The 22,903-nt window shown below is 27.0% G+C and carries 21 protein-coding genes and 1 pseudogene; all 22 read right to left on the bottom strand.

What is annotated here, in order from left to right; all coding sequences use genetic code 11:
• Positions 1–26: 26 nt before the first annotated feature.
• On the bottom strand, positions 27–1,175 hold the full coding sequence (locus tag ARA56_RS09560) for a CDP-glycerol glycerophosphotransferase family protein (protein WP_055266106.1): 1,149 nt from the start codon (positions 1,173–1,175) through the stop codon (positions 27–29).
• 36 nt (positions 1,176–1,211) lie between these two features.
• Positions 1,212–2,549: pseudogene (locus ARA56_RS09555) on the bottom strand (UDP-glucose dehydrogenase family protein).
• A gap of 15 nt (positions 2,550–2,564) precedes the next feature.
• Complete coding sequence (locus ARA56_RS09550) at positions 2,565–3,581, bottom strand: glycosyltransferase family 2 protein (RefSeq protein WP_055266104.1); 1,017 nt, start codon at positions 3,579–3,581, stop codon at positions 2,565–2,567.
• 8 nt (positions 3,582–3,589) lie between these two features.
• Positions 3,590–4,615 carry a glycosyltransferase family 2 protein gene (locus tag ARA56_RS09545; protein WP_055266102.1) on the bottom strand — a complete coding sequence of 342 codons (1,026 nt, stop codon included), beginning with the start codon at positions 4,613–4,615 and terminating at the stop codon, positions 3,590–3,592.
• 19 nt (positions 4,616–4,634) lie between these two features.
• A complete protein-coding gene (locus ARA56_RS09540) occupies positions 4,635–5,645 on the bottom strand; it encodes a glycosyltransferase (RefSeq protein ID WP_055266100.1) in 1,011 nt (336 codons plus the stop codon).
• Entirely contained in the window at positions 5,608–6,675 is a 1,068-nt protein-coding gene (locus tag ARA56_RS09535) for a polysaccharide deacetylase family protein (RefSeq protein ID WP_055266098.1), read from the bottom strand. The genes ARA56_RS09540 and ARA56_RS09535 overlap by 38 nt, the downstream gene beginning before the upstream one ends.
• On the bottom strand, positions 6,663–7,622 hold the full coding sequence (locus ARA56_RS09530; protein ID WP_055266096.1) for a glycosyltransferase family protein: 960 nt from the start codon (positions 7,620–7,622) through the stop codon (positions 6,663–6,665). The genes ARA56_RS09535 and ARA56_RS09530 overlap by 13 nt, the downstream gene beginning before the upstream one ends.
• A gap of 12 nt (positions 7,623–7,634) precedes the next feature.
• The gene (locus ARA56_RS09525; RefSeq protein WP_055266094.1) at positions 7,635–8,831 is read right to left on the bottom strand and encodes a glycosyltransferase; all 1,197 of its coding nucleotides are present in this window, start codon (positions 8,829–8,831) and stop codon (positions 7,635–7,637) included.
• Positions 8,828–9,550 carry a glycosyltransferase family 32 protein gene (locus ARA56_RS09520; RefSeq protein ID WP_055266092.1) on the bottom strand — a complete coding sequence of 241 codons (723 nt, stop codon included), beginning with the start codon at positions 9,548–9,550 and terminating at the stop codon, positions 8,828–8,830. The genes ARA56_RS09525 and ARA56_RS09520 overlap by 4 nt, the downstream gene beginning before the upstream one ends.
• Before the next feature lie 15 nt (positions 9,551–9,565).
• Positions 9,566–10,648, bottom strand: coding sequence for an EpsG family protein (locus tag ARA56_RS09515; protein WP_055266090.1), 1,083 nt, complete (start codon positions 10,646–10,648; stop codon positions 9,566–9,568).
• 18 nt (positions 10,649–10,666) lie between these two features.
• Entirely contained in the window at positions 10,667–11,488 is an 822-nt protein-coding gene (locus ARA56_RS09510) for a glycosyltransferase family 2 protein (protein WP_055266088.1), read from the bottom strand.
• Positions 11,489–11,503: 15 nt separating this feature from the next.
• The gene (locus ARA56_RS09505) at positions 11,504–12,613 is read right to left on the bottom strand and encodes a glycosyltransferase family 4 protein (RefSeq protein ID WP_070205682.1); all 1,110 of its coding nucleotides are present in this window, start codon (positions 12,611–12,613) and stop codon (positions 11,504–11,506) included.
• Between the two features lie 18 nt (positions 12,614–12,631).
• The gene (locus ARA56_RS09500) at positions 12,632–13,315 is read right to left on the bottom strand and encodes an HAD family hydrolase (RefSeq protein ID WP_055266086.1); all 684 of its coding nucleotides are present in this window, start codon (positions 13,313–13,315) and stop codon (positions 12,632–12,634) included.
• Positions 13,316–14,290 (bottom strand): ATP-grasp domain-containing protein, encoded by a 975-nt coding sequence (locus ARA56_RS09495; protein ID WP_055266191.1) that lies wholly within the window; start codon positions 14,288–14,290, stop codon positions 13,316–13,318.
• 11 nt (positions 14,291–14,301) lie between these two features.
• Positions 14,302–14,988, bottom strand: a complete 687-nt coding sequence (locus ARA56_RS09490) for a CpsD/CapB family tyrosine-protein kinase (protein WP_055266084.1) — start codon at positions 14,986–14,988, stop codon at positions 14,302–14,304.
• Positions 14,939–15,676 (bottom strand): YveK family protein, encoded by a 738-nt coding sequence (locus tag ARA56_RS09485; protein WP_055266082.1) that lies wholly within the window; start codon positions 15,674–15,676, stop codon positions 14,939–14,941. Before ARA56_RS09485 ends, ARA56_RS09490 begins: the two co-directional genes overlap by 50 nt.
• Positions 15,677–15,878: 202 nt before the next feature.
• Positions 15,879–16,475, bottom strand: coding sequence for a sugar transferase (locus ARA56_RS09480; protein ID WP_055266080.1), 597 nt, complete (start codon positions 16,473–16,475; stop codon positions 15,879–15,881).
• 3 nt (positions 16,476–16,478) lie between these two features.
• The gene (locus tag ARA56_RS09475) at positions 16,479–17,660 is read right to left on the bottom strand and encodes a DegT/DnrJ/EryC1/StrS family aminotransferase (protein WP_278336515.1); all 1,182 of its coding nucleotides are present in this window, start codon (positions 17,658–17,660) and stop codon (positions 16,479–16,481) included.
• Between the two features lie 12 nt (positions 17,661–17,672).
• Positions 17,673–19,580, bottom strand: a complete 1,908-nt coding sequence (locus ARA56_RS09470; RefSeq protein ID WP_055266076.1) for a polysaccharide biosynthesis protein — start codon at positions 19,578–19,580, stop codon at positions 17,673–17,675.
• Positions 19,581–20,197: 617 nt separating this feature from the next.
• On the bottom strand, positions 20,198–20,911 hold the full coding sequence (locus ARA56_RS09465) for an ABC transporter ATP-binding protein (protein WP_055266074.1): 714 nt from the start codon (positions 20,909–20,911) through the stop codon (positions 20,198–20,200).
• A gap of 217 nt (positions 20,912–21,128) precedes the next feature.
• Positions 21,129–21,881: an ABC transporter ATP-binding protein gene (locus tag ARA56_RS09460; RefSeq protein ID WP_055266072.1), complete on the bottom strand. Its 753-nt coding sequence runs from the start codon at positions 21,879–21,881 to the stop codon at positions 21,129–21,131.
• Between the two features lie 41 nt (positions 21,882–21,922).
• Positions 21,923–22,900, bottom strand: a complete 978-nt coding sequence (locus tag ARA56_RS09455; RefSeq protein ID WP_055266070.1) for a branched-chain amino acid ABC transporter permease — start codon at positions 22,898–22,900, stop codon at positions 21,923–21,925.
• Between the last annotated feature and the right edge of the window lie 3 nt (positions 22,901–22,903).

Here is a 22,903-nt window from a genome sequence, read left to right as displayed (position 1 = left end):
CCTCAACTATAATACAGCATATTTATTTATAAGCTGCATACTTCCTTATATGTTCTCATACAATTTTGGTTATCATAAATTTCAAAAAATTTACTAACCTTATATATATATTTTTCTTCATTATCTATTACTTTTATATTTCTAACAAGTTCATCTACATTGCTAGTTACAGGACCAAACCCATCTCTTTTATAATCGAAATATCCTTTTGAATAATGCCTTTTATCATATTCATCCTTGTCAAATTGATAATATATAATAGGCTTTTTCATATAAGCAAAATCAAAAGCTATACTTGAATAATCTGTAATTAACAATTTAGATTCCTTCAATAAGGTCTGAACATCATATTGTTTTGAATCTGCAATAATTATTCGCTCACTATTGGTAGTAAAATATTTCAAGTATCTTTGCATTTCATAATGAGGATAGAATATTAAATTTACACCATTTTTTTTTAAATATTTCTCTAGCTCTCTACTTGTAATTAAATCCTCATAGTTTTTAAAATACTCTGACTTTAAGAAATCATCATCACTTTCTTTACCCCATGTACTACCAAACCAAGCTCTCCATGTTGGCATAACCAATATTTGATTTTTAACTTTGAAATTATGTAAATTATCAAATCTACATAATCCTAAATATTTAACATTTTCTTCTGGATATCCCAATTCAGATTTAACAAAATCATATTCTGGTTTTGCACCACAAATTATCATATCAAATTTAGTGTTTTCATACATATGAGACTTTATTTTTTCCTTTATTATTCCATGTTTTATATATATTTTTTTCTTTTTTAAAAATCCATATTGTCCCAATTTCCAACAAACAGGAGAATCTGGTATAGTACTTGATTGATGTGCACAAATTAATTTTGTTGCTAATACGTAATATAAATAATGTTTAAATGTTCCATGATATATTATATTATTATATTTTTCTATTTTCCTAATGTCATTTGAATTTTTGTCTATTACATAATATATTTTCTGTTCTGGATGTTTTTCTCTTACATATTTAAATAGATGGTATCCATTATCCTTTGCTTCATCTTTTCGTTCCCCAATTAACCATATATCTCTATTATTCCTATTAACTTTCATTACAATTGAAATTGCTTTGCATAATATTATTTTACTAATATCAATTCCATATTTAATAATTCTCATAAAACCCTCTTTAAAATTTATTCTATAATTATCTTCTTATACAGTTATAGTAACATCAGCCTTTTCAAGGTTTAATACTTCTTCTCTTCCTATAGAATAATAGTTAATATTATAATTTTTTACCTGAGAAATACTATAGCAATTCCTTCCATCAAATACTATTGGTGTATTCATTAAATTCACATATTCAAATAAATCGAACTCTTTTATTTCTTTCCATTCTGTAAAAATAAAAACCATATCAGAATTTATTAATGAATCCCTAATTGTATCTGCATATAAAATCTTATCTCCAAACAATTTCTTAAAATTATTAATTCCAATCGGGTCATATGCAATAACCTCACATCCTTCATCTAATAGTCTCCTTATATTAGGTATTGACGGTGCTTCTCTTAAATCATCAGTTCCTGGTTTAAAAGTCAATCCAAGTATAGCTACTCTCTTTCCTTTCAAAGATCCAAAGAGTTGCTTTGCTTTCCTAAAAAGTTTAAACTTCTGATTTTCATTTACTTCAATGGCTGCTTTAATAGTTTTAATCTCATATCCATGATCATTTGATAGCCAATGAAGAGCTTTTGTATCTTTAGGAAAACAAGAACCACCGTAGCCTAAACCAGCATTTAAAAATTTACTTCCTATTCTTGAGTCATAACTCATCCCTCTTGCAACTTCCTGGATATCTGCTCCAACTATTTCACAAAAATTTGCCATTTCATTTATGAATGAAATCTTTAAAGCTAAAAAGTCATTAGAGGCATATTTAATCATTTCAGCACTTCTTCTATTTGTAACTATTATAGGTTGTCCAAATTTTTCGTATACTTGTCTTAATATATTTTCGGCATTTTTTGACTCTACACCTATAACTATTCTTGATGCATATAACGTATCTGTTACTGCTGTTCCTTGAGATAAGAATTCTGGATTTGATGCAACTTCAACATTCACATCATTAATCAAATTCTCTTTTAAAAACTCTTCTACTTTATCATTAGTTCCAATTGGTACTGTTGATTTCACTACGACTAAACAATCATTTTTTATATTATTTGCAATCTGTTTACATACACTAAACACATAATCTAAATTAGCAGATCCATCTTCTCTTTCAGGGGTTCCAACACCAATAAAAATAATATCTGCATTTTTATATGCATTCTTATAATCACTTGTAAAATTTAATCTACCTTTTTTATAATTTTTACTTAATAATTCATCTAGCCCTGGTTCATATATAGGTGAAATTCCTTGTTTCATTATTTCAACTTTTTTTTAATCTATATCTATACACGTTACTTTATGTCCTATTTCTGAAAGACATGCTCCTGTAACTAATCCAACATATCCAGTACCTGCTATAACTATATTCACTTTCATTCACCTCTTTTAAATCATTTGCTCTAATTTTGCTCTTATACCATAACATCTAAGTAGCAATAATAATGCTTTAATTTTCATTATTATTATTCCATTACTCCTATACCCTAGTTTATTTAGTATTTTATCTTTATTAACTAAAACATTTTTAGTACATTCTATAAATGTCTTTTTCTCCATTGCATCTTTATATTCATAAATCAAATCTTTTTGTTTATTCTTTGAAAATTCTATTATAAGTTTTGAATATCTACCCATAAAATGAATATAAAAAATCGTTGCCACTCTATAATCATCAGATATCTCAATAATTTTATCTATTAAGTTAGATAACCTTAGTAGATATCCCTTATTATAGGTTCTCATTGTAGATCCATTTCTGAATAATTGATTATAGTTTACTTTATTATTAGATACTATTTTTTTAGTATCTAATAATAATTTATAATTAAATAAAGTATCTTCACTCCCAATTTCTTTAATATTTTCAAAATTTATCAATTTATATTTAATTAATTTTGCTTTATATAATTTATTAGTAACCAGTAAGGCATTAGGATAAATCATATCACTTGTAATATAATTTATAATATTCTTATCTATATTTTTATACACATGATTGTTTACCTTAATACTATATTTTATAGAGTAATCTTCATAATAAACCTGTCTACTACATATAGCTATATCTGCATTATTATTAAGCAAAGATTCGTATAGCTCTTCATACATATTTAAATCTATCCAGTCATCTGAATCAACGAATCCTATATACTCTCCCCTAGCAATATCTAATCCTGCATTTCTAGCAGAGCCTTGTCCTCCATTTTCTTTATGTATGGCTATTATTCTATTATCACTTTTAGCATATTCATCAATAATTGATGGACAGTTATCAGTTGAACCATCATTCACTAATATTATTTCAATATCTTTTAAAGTTTGATTTATTATTGAATCAACACATTTATTAAGATATTTTTCAACATTATATACAGGTACTATTACACTTACTAAAGGTTTCACTTTCTCACCTACCTTATAGTTTCAATTTTGTATTTTATTGGAATTAAAACTTTAAAAATAAAAAGCAATTGGATAATCCACATGCTCTTGCTATAAGCTTTTATTCCCGATAATATTACTCTCTCTTGAAAACTATTATAACTCTTTTTCTCAATTTTTTCCACATTTATTTTTTTATTTAGTATTTCTTTAATATTTCTTACCTTATGTTTAAAATTCTTGAAATTAATATCATCTAACTCATTTATAATAGAAAAATTAATACAATTTTTCAGTTTGTTACATAATATTAAATCTTTATCCTCTTCCTTAATATTTAGCTGTGATAATATCTGCTCAACTTTATTTAATACATATATCTGATTTTCCCATGCATTTTCTAAATATCTTCTAGTTATACTATTTTCATTTCTTCTGTCATAAAAATATAAACTTTCATTTATATGAATAAACTCTTCGGTATATTTAGCTATTTCTAAAAAGAACAATAAATCTTCACTTAACTTTACATTAGTATCAAACTGTATATTATTTTCCTTTACTATACTTAAATCAATAAGCTTACTACATACCAATCCTGCCTTACCACTAGCTATTTCTTTAATTACTTCTTCTTTAGATAATATTTCATCATCTACATTTTCAAATAGCTGTCTTTCATCAATTCTATCTTCCCATATTTCTTGATTGTTACATAAAACCATAGTCTTTTTACTTTTTACATAGCTAATCATTTTCTCTACATAATCTTCACTTATATAATCATCAGAATCAACAAATAATGCATATTCTCCACTTGCATTATTTAAACCTAAATTTCTAGCCGATGATGCCCCACTAGTATTGCAAGTATACATCTTAATTCTATTATCATTTTTAGAATATTCTTTTATTATATTAATACTATTATCTTTAGATCCATTATCAATTATAATTACTTCTATATCTGAATATGATTGTTTTATTAAAGAATTTAAGCATCTATCTAAATACTTTTCACTATTATATACAGGAATAATCACACTTACTTTCATATACTTCTCCTTTATAAGCTTAATTTATTAACATACTCATAAATTTATATGTAGGTAAAGCTAACCATTTCATATTATTTCTTATAAAGAATGTTGTTGTTTTAAAATGTATTGGCAATCCACTGGCTTCTTTAGATGCTTTTAGAACTTCATTATTATTAATAACATTTTTTAATAATTCTCTTCTTTTTTTATTATCCTTAACGTTTTTGTACGTATTTAGAATGTATGATGAAAACTCTATTACAAAATTTCTATTGAAATTTTCATAATCAATTAATTCATTTGGTATTAACTCTAAAACTTTTAGTCTTCCATCTAAAAATAAATCAAACTGATTTTCCCTATACTTAACCATTAAGCTTTCATTATTTACATGAATGTAATTATATAAAATTTTGTCTGTGCATATAAAGGAATTTAAATTTAAAAATACATTTATGTTGAATAGCCAGTCTTCACCATGAAATCTTTTTTCATCCATTAATATATTTTTATCTAATATCCATTCTCTTAAATAAATTTTATTACACAAAGAAAAGAAACCATAATTTTTGCTTTTAGTAAAAGTTTTTATTATATTATCTTTTATTTCATCTTTATTATAAACTTTATTATTCTCTAAGTTCGTTGTAACAATAAATTTACTATTATCTCTAGTATTTATTTCATTATATCCGCACATTGCCACTTCGACTTCTTTTTTATTCGCTAAATTATATAATTCATAAAACATATTTTTCTCTATAGTATCATCACTATCAACAAATCCAACATAATTTCCTTTAGCTATTTTAATACCTTTATTTCTAGTAACTGCTGGACCACTATTTTTTTGATGAATAACTTTAATTCTAGAATCCTTTTTAACATATTCGTCTATAATTTTTCCACTGCTATCTTTTGATCCATCATTTATTAAAATTACTTCAATTTCTTTTAGAGTACTATCTAAAATTGAATCAATACACTTCGCTATATAATTCTCAGCATTATATACTGGCACTACTATACTTACTTTCGTTTCCACAAGCTTCATCTCCTAATTTAGGTAATAATTTTCTAAAGCTAACAAAATGTTTTGCTCCTGACAAAACAAAATTTATCAAATCTTTATCATCAGTATCTGGAATAAACATCCTTGGCATAAAGTAATCATTATAATCCATTCCCCTTAGTGGACCATTGCTATATGCAAATGAATTTGTAAAATTATTTTTCTTAAGCTCTTCAATAACTTCCTCTGAAATATCCTTTTGGCTTCCGTATGGATAGCAAAATATTTTTGTATTATATATCTTTTCTATATTATATTTGCAAATATTTATATCTTCTCTGAGCTCAAACTTACTTAATTCTGATAATTTTAAATGTTTTGCTGTATGTGCCCCTATTTTGTGACCATTTTCTTTCATTTTATTTATGCTTTCCATATCTATTGAACTAAATCTTATTTTATACATTTGCTCATGATTCTTATAATTTCTTAATTCTTCAAACTTGTATATATTATCTAATATATTTTTCATATTACATAATTTAATGCCTTCATCTAATTTATCTGATATCTTTTGCCATTCACTTTTTCTTGATTCTTCATTTCTTATATTTAAACTTAAACCTAGTTCTTCAATATTGTAAATTCCATAAGGAACATAGCTTATCCAATATTGCAGCATATCCATATCTAAAGTTTTTCCATTGTTAATTAAATCAGCTGCACAAAAAAAGTAACCTGTAATCTCATTCTCATCTAATATTTTACTTGCTACTGTGTATTGATTTAAATATCCATCATCAAATGTTAATGTTAATGTTTTAGGATTATATATATCTAAATCGACTTTGAATCTATTTTTTATTATATTTATTTGCTTTCTAAAGCTACTCTCTTTCATTGAATGTGCTAAATGTATAGAATCATCCCAGTACTTATCTGGTATGACATTATGATATGCTATAGTTCTTTTCCTATTTCTATTTAAAAAGTAGCAAAAAGAAGTAAAACCTATATACTTGCTTATCTTCGCAACTTTCTTTAGAGTATCTATACTTGCCATATTTCCTCCTGCTTATTTTTTATATCTCTAAACCCATTTTTTATACCACTAACTGATTTTTTATATAATTCTATATCTCTACTTAAAATAACTTTAATTGTTAAATATATAAATGTAGCAACAGCCCAATATCTTATTGCTATATTTGATTTAAATTTATTAACTTTATTTTTACTATTAGAATAAACAAATCTCTTCCAAAATAAAATCTGGTTATATGTATTTGCATAAGCGGCTTTTAAATTTCTATTATTTTCACTACTGCCTCCATCTAAATGAGTTATATTAATTCCTTGAACTCCAATTATTTTATTATTAGTTAAAAAAGATTTATATATTAAAGCTGCATCCTCCCTTAATGGATATCCAACATTATCTACCCAAAGCTCATCTCTTAAATTAGCTTTAATTAAAGCTTCTCTTCTTGCAAATACACACATTCCTGGAGCACTTTCACTATATAAATACTTTTTGCTACTATCTAAATTGCTATTATATCTTGAACCTCCAGATAACATTATTTTCACAAATTGATTTTTATTTTTCTTATCTGGTACAGATGATAGTGTAGCAGCAGAAATAAAACTTCTTATTCCACCTTGTAATAATAAATCTTTATATATAGGAAAAGTAATACTACACTTTCCTTCTATTATCGGAAGATTTAATTCATCAATTAAATTTGCTTCAAATTCAATATCATCATCAAGTAATAATACATATTCTGTCTTTGCTTCTTCATAACCTACTATTCTTTGAAGTAACATTCCTTTTTCAGAATATACAATTCTCTGATTATCGGCCTTAATATTTGGTATTTCATACCCTTTAGGAATTACTACAATAACTTCTTTTGGCTTTATATTAAGATTTCCTATACTTTTTATAAGCTTTTCGTACTTTTCACCTGCTGTTCCAAGTGTTCTTATACAAATTGAATACTCCATAATTTCTCCCATCTAAATATTCATTACCTTATACAATTTTAGTAATTCTTTACTATTTTCATATGATTTATTCCTACAATTTTTTTCTAAACTTATTCTTAATTCTTTATCTTTATATAAATTAATAATGCTATCTGTAATTTTATCTATATCTAATTCTGTTATAATTCCATCAACCATATTTTCTATCTGACTACTTGCTGTTGAATAATTTGTTATTATTATGGCTTTCCCTAAAATTTTTGCTTCATTAATAGTTACTGCCTTACCTTCATATCTTGAAGGTTGTACATATAAATCGCATTTTGCTATATACGGATAAGGATTAACTTTTTTACCATGTAAAATGAAGCTATCCTCAACATTGTATTTCTTAATTAATTCTCTAATTTTTTCTTCATCCGGACCAAATCCAATAATATTCCATCTAATATTCTTATATCCCCTAGAATGTACCTCTGCTAATACCTGTACAGCTATATCAAAACCTTTTTGATAACATATTCTTCCTACAGATATTATATTAAAATATTTATCATTAATATTTAACTCTAATTTTTCTTTAGATTTATTATTGATAAATTGAGGTGAAGTAATATTCTCTACTAAAATTATTTTTTCTTTTAAGTTCGGATAAATTTTTTCAAATGCTCTTGTGCATTCATCTGATATAGATATAATATAATCTAGTTTGCTCCACATTTTTTCATCTATTTTTCTATTTATGTCTATAGTTGAATAATCTGTATGTATCCAGCCAATTTTCACTTTTGAATTAACTTTTTTTAGTATATAATCATGTGGCCATACATATCCTATTGCTATATCATAATTCTGTTTTTCTCTTTTTAATAAAAAATGAGTGAACTTGTACATTAATTGAGTTTGGTAATAACCTATATCCTCTATATTTCTGATTTTAGAAATACACTTAGCTAATATATTTGCTATTATTCTTCCAGACGCCATTAATAAGTTTCCTTTTTTAATAAGCTCTTTAACCGGTATTCCAAAAGTTTTACATCTATTTTGAGATTCTAATAAATTTACTCTCTTATCTAAGTTTTCTAATAACTCTCCTGATTTTTGATAAAGCATTAAATCTACTTGATAATTATCATAATCAAAATTATCCATCATGCTTATTAAACTTCTTTCTATACCTCCTATTTCAAGGCTATCTGCAACTATAATTACTCTCTTCTTCATATAAGCCTCTCCTTTTTCTTCAATATCTTACTACCAAATATCTTTATAATGTTCTTTTTTAAGTATTGCTTTATCTTTTCTGATATAGGTAACCAGCTTTTATAATAATGATGAATACATACTGTATCATTATTTCTTAAATCTTCATAATATCTATAATCATAAGGCGAGAATATCTCTAATGGATAAATTGCTCCTATACCTTCTATTCTTTGATATTCTCCATTTAGCTTAATTCCTAAGTCTTCAAATATCTTACTTACAATCTTTACATTAGTAGTTACATTAAAACTTCCATCTTCATTTAAGAATGTCTTTCCTTCATAAGAATCTAAAAATTTTTTTATTAATTTATTTCCTTTAGTTGCTCCTATTGTGCTTGTAGCTACATAATTTCCAACTTCAAATCCCCAAAAACTTTCATTATCTAAATACTTATCAAAATTCTGTATAACCTCTACATCAGTATCTAAATATATTCCACCATAATTATAAAGAGCAAATACCCTTACATAATCACTTACAAAAGCATATTTTTTATTTTCATAAGCTTGTCTAACAAAATCATTAGTATTTATATCGAATGAGTCTTCATTCCATTCTTTTATCTGGTATCCTATTAAATTCTTTTTCCAACTATCTATACACCTTCTAACTATGTCAGGTTTTTCTCCTCTTCCAAACCAGCAATAATGTATTATTTTAGGTATCTTATTCATCACTTTCTCCCCATTTTAAAATATATTTAAATTATATTTATATGGATAAATCCATGCATCACCAGACAATAATAAGAATGTCGAGTATAAGAAATATCCAACTACCATTCCATATGCTATAATTCTATTTTCCTTTTTATTAAATAACTTAATAATCATAGGAAATAACAATAAATAATATATATCAAAATACATAGTTAATCTTGCAAAATACTTATGTCTATATGCTAATGCCATAAAACACATCCCATAAAAACAAAAATTAAATATTATGCTAGATTTTTCACCAAACATTTCTTCTGCCCTTTTTTTTCTTAATGCAAATAATACTATTGGTAATGCCCATACAATAACTCTTAATATATTAGCTCCATCATCTAAATTAGATAATTCACTTTGATAATGGGCATAGGAGGAGTTTTCTAGAAATTTAAACATAATATTTACAAAAGGCTGATAAAATACAAATGCAAATCCAATAAGGCATGAAAATCCCTTATTCCATATAGATTTTATATCAGTAATAGCTAAGAAATATACTGGTATCATAATAAAAGCAGATGCATGAAAAGTAGATGCTATCAAAATAACTATTACGTATCTCTTAAAGTCTTTGTTTAATACAAATTTAAATCCTAACGCTAATATTACAGCTGCAATATATTGTCTAACACCATTCATAGTTACATAATATGTATAGTTAGTTATATAAAAATACATAGATAGTGGTAAATTTATTGAATATTCTCTTACAAAAATTACAATTCCTAAGTTAATTAAAATTGACGTTATTAAAAAGAAGAATTGTGGATTTTTATTTATTCTATATAAAATTTTATTTAAAGCATCAAATCCAAACTCTTGCTCTCCCCAACTAATAGGTTGATTTCCGAATACAGAATATATTTCGCTATATTGTGCAAAGTCTGTTCCTACTTTGTATCTTAATCCTGAAACAAGTATTAAAGATAAAAGTGCTATAAATAAAAATAATAAATTATATTTTCTTTTCCCATAATGGTATTTATCTTTTACTACAATATCAGCCAGCAAACTAAATATTGTTACGATAACTAAATTAACTAGATATACCGTCATATTCTCACCCTTTGTATTTTATTTACTAACCTTATTCATTTTCCTCTCTGCATACATCCTTAATAAAAGCTTTGGAGTTATTATAGTTATAATGGGCTTAATAATATATACTGAATATTTTAAATCTAATCCTAATAATGCCCTTCCACTTAACATAGTTTTTATTTCGTTAAATCTTCGTTTTATATTTTTTCTCTTATATGCTCCTCTATCTTCTCTTACGTCATATAAAGCCTCTTGTAAGTTATATCCTATATAACCTTTCTTGAAAAATCTGAACCAAAGATCGTAATCTTCTACTCCTCTTCTATTATTTTTCTCGCTATACCCATTTAACTCTATATATACATAATCTCTTGCCATAATAGTTGCATGTGCAAATGTACTTCCTTTCATTAAATCCTTAGACACTGGTTTTTCTTTTGGAATTCTTGTCCCATAAAATCCATTTTCATCGAAAACATTCATTCCAGTTCCAACTAAATCATACTGTCTATTTTGATTTAAAAACTTTACTTGTTTTTCTAATTTATCTTTTTTATATAAATCATCACCATCATGCCTAGCTACATATTCTCCTGAAGCATATTTTAAACATTTATTTAAGGTAGGCCCAAGTGTTATATTTCTTTCATTCTTAATTACTTTAATTTTATTAGGATACATTTCCTGATACTTCTGTGCTATATCGTATGTTTTATCTCTCGAACAATCATCACACATTATTAACTCCCAATTATCATATGTCTGATTTACTACTGACTCTATACTTTCAGCTAATGTATCTTCACAATTATATATTCCCATTATTATTGATACTTTTTGATTATTTACCATCATACGTACATCTCCTGATTAACAATATTCTTCTACTTCTCTTAACACATTTTCCAAACAATATTGGTTAATTTTATCTAATGAATTCTTTGAAAAATTTTTTCTCTTTATTTCATCTAAATAAATATTTTCAATATATTCAGCAGTTTTTTTATAATCTCGAACTTGAACTAAATATCCATTTTTATTATTTTCTATAAGTTCTCTTGGCCCTCTTGTATCCGTAGCTATCAACGGCTTTCCAGCAATCATCCCCTCAAGTAGACATTTACCTAATCCTTCTCTAAGTGAAAATAAAGTTATGCAGTCCGAAATATTTAAGAGCTTCTTTATATCTGATCTAAATCCTAAAAACTCTATATTTTTATCTAAACCTAAATCTTTAATCTTATTTTCTAATTTTTCTTTAAGAGGCCCTTTACCTGCACATAATACCTTAATTTTAGGATATTTATATTTAAGTAATGACATAGCATTAATAAGTTGCATATGATTTTTGTTTTTATTTAATTCTGCAATCATTAATATTACAAAATCATCATGCTTTAATCCTAATTCTTTTCTATATCTTTCTTTATCAAATTCAATTAACTCATATTCTTTAGGATCTATTCCAACTCCATGCATAAGCTCTACTTGTCCATCATTTCTTAATTTAAACTTTTCTGCTCTCTCTTTATCTTCTGTGTTTATAGTAACTATTGTATCTGTCCATCTAGATGCTACTCTCTCCATTGGATAATACAAAATCCAATTTAGCAAAGGAGCTCCTTTATAAAAATGGAATCCATGACATGTATAGATAATTCTTACATTTTCATCTCTTAAAGCTAATCTAGTGACAAATGATGCAATTGGCGTATGAACATTAACTACATCATATTTTTCTAATTTTTGAAATTCTAATATTTGTTTATATGCTTTTATATTATTTGTACTTATTGGATTTCTTGAAAAGTCTATTTTATGTAATTTAACACCATAGTCTAATAATTCTTTACTTACTTCCTGGTCTAAATTACATGCTATATCAACTCTATTTCCTTTATCTATTAACATTTTTATATGAGGTACTAAAAAAACATTTATTGTACTACTTACCGTTGTAACATATAATATTTTTTTCATATTAAAAACCTTTCAGTATTAGATTGTATTAAATAACATATCAAATATATCTGATATGTTATTTAACTTATACTTCGCTAAAAATTTTCTATCTACTCTATTTATTTTATACATTCCTGACTTTCTATTTACATTTATAGTTGCTATTCCTAATTCATTTGCAGTTACAAAATCCTTAGCAACATTATCTCCAACATAAATCATCTCATTTAACTTAACTCCTAATCTTTCTGCAATTGACTTATATGATTTTTCATGTGGCTTCCAAAATTCTCGTCCAAATTCATCTGTAATTATTATTTCATCAAATAATTCCTTACATTTTAATACTTCTATCTTTCTACTTTGAGTTTCTTTATAACCATCAGTTATTATTCCTAGCTTCATTCCTTTTTCTCTTAACATTTCTAATGTAGGAATAACATCATCAAAAAACTCTATTTCCGGAGTATGCTCTCTGTATACTTTAATAAGATATAATAATTCTTCTTTAGAATATTTAATCTTAAAACTATCAAGTACTCTATTAAATACTTCCTTTGACGATTCTTCAAAAAGCATATTCATACATTCAAATACTATATCGTTATCTAAGTTATACTTATCACCTATAAACTTACTTACTACTTTAAAACCACTTTCTATATACTGTCTTTCTGAAATAAGAGTATCATCTAAATCAAATACTACAGCTTTAACCATTTAAACTAATTGTCCTTCACTATTTATAAATATAGAATCATCAAACCTTAAAGCAATCATATTATCTTCATAATCTTCGTTATAAGTTAATTTTTCTCCCATTAAAAGCTTATATAAATTCATTGGTGAATTTGCTCCAGCCTTTATAGTCATTGGTGCTCCCCCTCCAAACCTTGGATTTATCTCTATAAACTTAATTCCCTCTCTAGTTTTCATACATTGAAAAGTTATATGCCCAATTGGCTTTAATACACTTATTACCTCTTTAATTTCCTCAATTAAATCTCTATCTTTAACTATCTTTCCTTTAGATATCTCACCACTTCTAGTAGCTATTCTTTCTCTTGGAACTATAGTTATTGGATTTCCATCAAAATCTATGAAAGCATCTATCGTATATTCTTTTCCTTCTATAAACTCTTGAATTATAGGATTTTTAACATATTTAATAAAGAAATCTAATTGTAATCTATTATTTATCTTAAAAGTATTTATACTTGAGCTTCCATCAAGTGGCTTTATAAATAAAGGAAATTTATAATTACCAGCACTTAAATTATAATCATTAATAAGTCTTGGAATCCCGAACCCATTTTTTTCAAAAAACATTGATGTATTAATCTTATTTCTACATATATTAATTACTTCTCTACTTGATATTAAGACTTTAGCTTCTGTAATTTCTTCTATTAACTCTTTATTTTGTGATAATATTGATAGTTCTGTATCTATCGTTGGAACTATTAATTTTATTTCTTCTTCTTTACATATATCTATAATTGAATCTATGTAATTTTCTTCCCCTATTCTAGGAATTATATAATTTTTATCTCCAAAATATATAGCTGGAGCTGTTTTTGATATATCTGCTGTTATTATATTACTATTAATTTTCAAACTATTTGCTGCATCTTTAAAACACTTTACTAATTCTACCCTTCTACCTGCACTTAAAATTAAAATATTTATATTCATAAAATTCCCCATTATTTTCTCTTTCTATTTCTAAATCCCATTCTTCCTGTTCCATAATATTCATGATATTTATCATATCTTGTATTTTCTAAATCAGTTAAAACTGAACCTATAATATTAGCTCCAATATTTGTAAGATCTCTATAGCTCTGTTTTAATATTCTTTCTTGAGTTTTTCTTGATCTTGCTACTAATATTGTTCCATCTGCTTTCCCTGCCAATATTAACCCATCAGTTACAGGTATAACTGGAGGTGTATCAAGTATTATATAATCATAAGCTCTCTTTAAATCATTTAAGAACTCTTCCATAGCTCTAGAACCTAATATTTCCGATGGATTTGGAACTCTTGAGCCTGAAGGCATTACAAAAAGGTTATCTTCAACTTCATGTATGGAAAGCTTAATATCACACTTATGAACCAAAAAATCTGTTACTCCTTTTTCATTAATTAAATCTAACTTTTTATGAAGTGTTGGTTTTCTTAAATCACAATCCATAAGTAACACTCTTGCTCCATCTTTACTTAATGTATATGCTAAATTTCCTGCTACTGTTGATTTACCTTCACCTGGTTGAGAACTTGTTACTACTATTGTCTGTAATTTTTTATCTACAGACGCATACTTAATATTAGTTCTTAAAGCTTTATATGCTTCTGCTGACAGCGACCTTGGCAGCTTGTTTACTACTAACATGTTTATCCTCCTTAATAAAAGTTTTTTCATGAGTTGGTATTTCTCCTATAACTGGTATAGGTAATGCCTTCTCTAACTGTTTTTTAGATATTAATCTATCATCTAAATAATCTATTACTAAAATTAACCCTATTGATAGTACTATTCCTACCCCAAAAGCCATTATTGGTAATTTACGTTTATCAGGATATATAGTTGATACAGTAGCCTTGCTAAGAACAGAAGGAACTGTTTCAGGCATCATTTCTTTTACCTTTTTTATCATTTCGTCACAAACTACATTTAATATTTTTGCCATGTCTTTATCTGTATAGCTTGAATAAGAAATTGTATAAATAGGTACATTTGAAGAATTTGATGAAAAACTTAATCTTGAAGCAATAGATGATGATGGTACATCTATATTGTTTTTTTCAAATGCCTCATCTAAAAATCCATCAATCTTTGCTACTTCACTAAATAAGTCCACAAATTGTGAATAATACTCTAATTCCTGTTGAGAGTAAAAATTCATAAGTTCAGTACTTTTGCCAATAAAAATCTTAGCTCTTGCACTATAAGATGGTTGATATTTAGACACCTTATATATTCCAAAACTTGTTGTAATTATAGTTATCAAAATAATAATCCAAAACTTTTTCTTAAATAAATAAAATATTTCCTCAAAGTCAAACAACTTATCGTCCACTTTATATCACTCCCTAACCTTAGTATCTCACTTACTCCCCTATTAACCTTATAAAGTTAAGTTATTACCCTTTCCCCCACACAGCTATTCCATTCTTTCTCTTTGCGTTATAAAATCCTTCACCTCTATGAAGTTAACTTTTTATCTGCTACAGATACTTTTAATCTTTTCCGCAATAAAAATATTTTACTTGCGAATTAAACTAATTCCTTCCATTAAAATATTCCATCGTTACTCCTTCTCCTTGGTTTATCCCATCTCTCTTTAAAACCTTATATACTGTTAGAAAAAGTATCTTTAAATCTAATAAAAATGTTCTATTATCTACATACCAAACATCAAGCTCAAACTTTTCATTCCAAGTTAATGAGTTTCTTCCATTAATTTGAGCCCATCCTGTAACCCCTGGTAATACTTCATGTCTTCTTATTTGTTCTTCATTATATACACCTAAATATTGTTTTAAAAGAGGCCTTGGTCCTACTAAACTCATTTCTCCCTTTATAACATTTATTAATTCTGGAAGTTCATCTAAGCTTGTAGCTCTTAAAAATATACCTAACCTTGTCGCTCTTTCAAAATCTGGCAAGTCATTTCCATACTTATCTTTTGCATCCTTCATAGTCCTAAATTTAATTATCTTAAATACTTTATTATCTTTTCCTACTCTTTCTTGAAGAAAGAATGCAGGACTTCCTAAGCTAATTCTTACTGATAAGTAAATAATTAACATCAAAGGCCATAAAAAAAATAATAACAAAATTGAGACTAAAATATCAAATACTCTTTTAATTAACATAACTTATATCTCTCTAAATAAATTTTTTATAATTTCTATTACGTATTCTTGTTCTTCTATAGTCATTTTTGTATCTGAAGGCAAACATATTCCTCTATTAAATACATCTTCAGCAACACTTATTTCTAAATCTTCATTATGCTTAAAAAATCTGTATTCTTCATAATAAGGCTGAAGATGAATTGGCTTCCAAACTGGTCTTGATTCTATATTTTCTTCCTCTAAAGCTAAGATTATGTCAATTGGCTTTATCTTTGAAGTTTCATCTAAGATAACAACGCTTAACCAGTAATTTGAATCTCCATAATCTCTTATCGGTGCCATTTTTATCTCTTCTATTTCACTAAAACCATATTTATAAAGCTCATATATTTCTTTTTTCTTCTTTATTCTATCTTCTAAAACTCTTAGTTGTCCCCTTCCTATTCCTGCTACAACATTGCTCATTCTATAATTGTATCCAAGCTCACTATGTTGATAATGTCTTGCTTTATCTCTTGCTTGAGTTGACCAAAACTTTGCCTTAAGTAGTCCATCAGTATCATCTGATACAAGCATTCCTCCACCAGAAGTAGTAATTATCTTATTTCCATTAAATGAGTATATTCCATATTTACCAATTGTCCCCGTTTGAGTACCTTTATATGTTGCTCCCAAGCTTTCTGCTGCATCCTCAATAACTGGTACATTATATCTATTACAAATCTCCATTATTGGATCCATATCAGCACTTTGTCCATAAAGATGAACTACTATAACAGCTTTTGGTAATTTACCTAACTCCTCATAATATTTAAATGCATTCTCTAATGCTACAGGAGACATATTTAAACTTTCTGGTTCTGAATCTATAAACACTGGCTCTGCTCCTTCATACATTATTGGATTGCAACTCGCCACAAATGTTAAGCTTGAACAAAATACAATATCTCCTTTTGTAACTCCTAATAACTTTACAGCCATATGAAGTGCTGCTGTTCCTGATGATAACGCTAATCCTCCCCTTATTCCCACATACTCTGAAAGCTCTTTTTCAAATCCTTCAACATTAGCTCCTAATGGTGCTATCCAATTAGTTAAAAATGCTTCATCTATAAATTTCTTTTCGTATTTGCCAATATGTGGTGATGATAAAAATATTCTTTTATTAATTTTTGGTTTAGCTTTTTCCTTTATTAATTCCACACCCATTACCCCCTACTGATAATCTAAAGCAACCTCTTTATTAGCATTATTATTTTTATTGTAATGTTCTGCTGATGTATATGTTGGTACAATTTCTTTTAAAGTAGAGACTAATTTTTCCCTATCTTCAGTTTTTGCTACAAATACCAATTCATCTATCTTAGAAACTAATTCCTTTAAATCAAATTTTTCTGGTTTATCTATAAAAATCTTTTTATGTGATGTTTTTTTTAGGTTATCATTATTCATCAGTAATTCTTCATAAAGTTTTTCTCCTGGTCTTAAACCTGTTACCTTTATTTCTATATCTTTATTCAGCTTTAATCCTGATAATCTTATTAGATTTTTAGCTAAATCATATATTCTTACTGGTTCCCCCATATCCAGAACGAATATTTCTCCGCCTTTAGCATATGCTCCAGCTTGCATAACTAGCTGAGTTGCCTCTGGTATAAGCATGAAATATCTTGTAATATTCATATGTGTTAATGTAACTGGTCCACCCTCTTTAATTTGCCTTTGAAACAATGGAATTACCGAACCATTACTTCCTAATACGTTACCAAATCTAACTGCTACGTATTCTGTTTTACTTTCTTTATCTATAGCTTGTATTATCATTTCACATAATCTTTTTGTTGCTCCCATAACATTTGTTGGATTTACCGCTTTATCTGTTGATATTAATACAAACTTTTTAGCATTATATTTGCTTGCACACTTTGCTACATTTAACGTACCTATAACATTATTTTTTATTGCCTCTGTTGGATTATCTTCCATAAGTGGTACGTGTTTATGTGCTGCTGCATGAAATACTATATCTGGTTTATAGCTATTAAATATTTGTGATAATCTACCTTTGTCTCTTACTGATGCTATAATTACCTTTTTATTTAAATATGGCATCTTCATAGTTAATTCATTTTGAAGATCATATGCATTGTTTTCATAAATATCAAGAATAAGTAGAAGCTTTGGATTATAATTTGCAATTTGTCTACAAAGTTCAGACCCTATAGACCCACCTCCTCCAGTTACTAATATTGTTTTTCCTTCTATATATTCGCTTATGCCTTCTTTATCTAAGTTAACCTCATCTCTTCCAAGTAAATCCTTAAGATTAACATCTCTCATCGCTCTCATTGAAATATCCTTGTCTAATAATTCATATATTCCTGGAATAACCTTTATCCTTGCATTAGTTAATTGGCATATATCTATAATTTTTTTCTTTTCATCATTTCGTATCTTTGATATAGCAAATAATATTAAATCTATATTTTTTTCTTCAACTATTTTTAAAATATCATTTCTATTACCTAATATCTTAATTCCATTTAAATAAGTATTCTTTTTGTTTACACTATCATCTATTATTCCTATAATATTGTATTCATTTGCTTTTTCTCTTCTTATCTCATCTATAAGAATTGATGAACACACCCCAGCACCTATAATAAGCACATTCTCTTTACCACTACTTAATAATGATATTGCATAAGTAGTAAAAGTTTTAATTAGATGTATAGAAAATCTAGTTGTTGTACAGAATATCACTATAAATGTCCCAGCTATAAAATTAAGTTCTCTTGGAATTAAATTAGTAAATCCACTCGTTACTACTAAAATTAATGCTCCAGATATTAGACAAGCTATTACTGACTTAACACCTTCGTATACACCAGCTTTGCTCCATATACTCCTATACATATTAAGTATCCAAAGTACAGCTATATATGTAATAGTTATTACTGGTAGTATTTTTAGTATTGGTTTAAAAGTTAACTTATTATAATAGTAAATATGTGTTATAAAAAAGCTAAATAAATATGATGCAAATATTATAAATATATCTATTATCATCAATACTATTATCTTTGTCTTTCTACTCAGTGTTCCAGAAATATCATATAACATCAAACTCACCCCTTCTTTACATTTTATATTTTACCATTTATTTACACAAAGTTAGAGAGGTTTTTATCGTCTTTTTCCTCCCTTAATCTCTTCTATTCTAGAAAAATTTTATATTTATAGTTTTATTTATTGAAATATTTCTAATAATGTCTTTATCGAAAAATTTTTTCATACAAATTATAAATTTAATTATATATTCCATTTAACTATTATTTTTTTGATGTTAACTTAAATAAAATCAAATTTCTATTATGAAATCTTCTTTCTAATACGTGTTTTTTCTTAAGATAATATTTATTTTATTTAGTGCAATGTCTATTCATAGCTTAATTTTCCATTTTAAGAGTATATTTAAAATAAAAAAAGATAGACTTAGTCATCTATCTACTTATATTATTCAACTTATCCACTTTTCTGCGACTTTTTATCTGATTTTATTTAGTACTTTAAATGCTCTTCTTCATAATATCATTTTTAATAAAGTATATATTTTTTTTAATTGTAATATAATTATTATTTTCTATTAATATACGCTTATATAGTAATATTTTATTAAAATCTTCATTAATAAAAATAACCTATCCTGAAGTTTAAACAGAATAGGTTATTATATATTGTTATCCAAGATACGCTTCTCTTATCCTATCATCCTTAAGCAATACATCTGCTTTACCATCAATAACTATAGTTCCTGTCTCAAGTACATAAGCTCTATCAGCTATCGAAAGTGCCATATTAGCATTTTGCTCTACAAGCAATACAGTAGTACCTGATTTATTTATTTCTACAATAGTATCAAATATATCTTTAACTACCATAGGAGCTAATCCCATTGAAGGTTCATCTAATAAAAGCATTTTAGGTCTACTCATCAAAGCTCTTCCTATAGCCATCATCTGCTGCTCTCCCCCCGAAAGTGTACCTGCATTTTGATTTCTTCTTTCCTTTAATCTTGGAAATTTTTCAAAAACCATCTCGTAATCTTTTTTAACTTGAGCTTTATCTTTTCTTAAATATGCTCCAAGCTCTAGATTCTCCATAACTGTAAGGTTACCAAATATCTTTCTACCTTCTGGAACATGGCTTAATCCTTTTGACACTAATTTATTTGCACTAACTCCATTTATCTTTTCTCCATAAAAATATACTTCACCTGATTTAATCTTTTCTAATGAAGATATGGCTCTTAAAGTTGAAGTTTTACCTGCACCATTTGCTCCTATAAGAGTAATAATCTCTCCCTCACGCACCTTTAGACTTATCCCCTTTAAAGCATGAATCCCTCCGTAATAAAGATTAAGATCCTCAATCTCCAAAACAACCTTTCCCAATAGTTACGCCCCCTTTCATCTTAGCCAAACTAAATAGAAATTTAGTAATTTGAAACTACTGCTTCTAAAATATATATTAAAAAAGCTTCATTATATATGTAAAATTAATTAACCATAATTTTTATAAATAAATCTTAATTAACACTCATGAATTTTAGAATATTCATGAGCATTAATTAAGCTAATATATTAAGTGGGAGAAAACATTTTTTTACTGTCAGGCACCAAGATATGCTTCAATAACTCGCTTATCTGTCTTAATTTCTTCAGGAGCTCCTTCCGCAATCTTCTTTCCATAATCTAATACAGAAATCCTATCACATATCCCCATAACAAGCTTCATATCATGTTCTATCAACAGTATAGAAATATTAAATTTATCTCTTATACTTTTAATTAACTCAGATAATTGCATTGTTTCTTGTGGATTCATACCTGCCGCAGGTTCATCTAAAAGAAGTAACTTTGGATTTGTTGCAAGTGCTCTCGCTATTTCAAGTCTTCTTTGTTCCCCATAAGATAGATTACCTGCCTTTTCATTTGCCTTATCTAGCAGATTAAAGGTATCTAATATATCCCTTACCTCTTCATCCATTTTATTTTCTATTTTTCTAAATTTTTTTGTTCTAAATATAGCATCGAAATAACCATACTTAACTCTATAATCATAGGATATCTTTACGTTATCCATAACCGTCATCTTTTCAAATAATCTTATATTTTGAAATGTTCTTGCTAACTTTTTTGAAGTAACAACATATGGCTTTAGCCCATTTATTTGCTCTCCAAGATAGCTTATAGTACCTTCTGTCGGTGTATAAACACCTGTTAGCATATTAAATATTGTAGTTTTTCCTGCTCCATTAGGGCCAATCAGTCCTACGACTTCTTTGTCCCCTATTTCAATAGAAAAATCTGAAACAGCAACTAGTCCGCCGAATTTAATTGTAAGTCTGTTAGCCTTTAGCATATTCCCTCCTTGTTCATGTTAGGTTAATTATTAATAAAACATTACTTACTACTTGCTATTGTAGTTGCTTTGTTTTGTTTTTTTATTTTTCTTTTATTTTTGAATTTTTCAATTAGGTCTGTTATTTCTAGTGTTCCCAGTAAACCTTGTGGTCTGAATATCATTAATACAACTAGTGTTATTGAGTAGAATATCATTCTTAGATCTGCAAATTCTCTTAGTGCTTCTGGAAGTATTGTCAATATTATTGCCGCTATTACTGAACCTGTTATTGACCCCATTCCCCCTAGTACTACAAAGGTTACTATCTCTATAGATTTTAAGAAGTTAAAGGTTGTTGGTTGAATAAATGCTGTATAATGTGAAAATAATCCTCCTGCAAAACCTGCAATTAATGCTGATATAAAGAATGCTACTACTTTATATTTTGTTGTATTAACTCCCATAGCCTCTGCTGCAATTTCATTTTCCCTTATTGCAAGCATCGCTCTACCTTTTGTAGATTTTACTATGTTCACTACAACTACTATTACAATAACTACTGCAAAATAAGCTATTGTAAATGTAGTTTTTTTGGGTATTCCAGTGAAACCTCTAGCTCCACCTACTATGTCCATATTTGTTATTAAAACTCTTACTATTTCACATACTCCTAAAGTTGTTATTGCAAAATAGTCTCCTTTTAATTTTAATGTTGGAATTCCTACAATTATTGACATAGCTGCTGCTGTAATTGCTCCAGCTATAAGTGATACAACAAATGGCATTCCTAAATTTACTGAAAAAAATGCTGAAACATATGCTCCAATTGCCATAAATGCTGCATTTCCTAAGCTTAATTGTCCAGTTATTCCTGTAATCAGGTTTAGTGAAATTGCTAAAATTATATTAATACAGCTAAGTATCATTAGCCTTGTGATATATCTATTTATTATATTTGCTCCAATAAGTGAATTAATGATGAAAAAGGCTCCAAATACTAGTATTATCATAATTATTTGACTTCTATATTTTTTCATCTT

Origin of the sequence: Clostridium disporicum, assembly GCF_001405015.1 — a bacterium.
In the GTDB taxonomy this organism is placed as follows: Bacteria; Bacillota; Clostridia; order Clostridiales; family Clostridiaceae; genus Clostridium; species Clostridium disporicum_B.
Note: the sequence above shows the minus strand (reverse complement) of the source record. Positions and strands in the feature narration are given on the sequence as shown.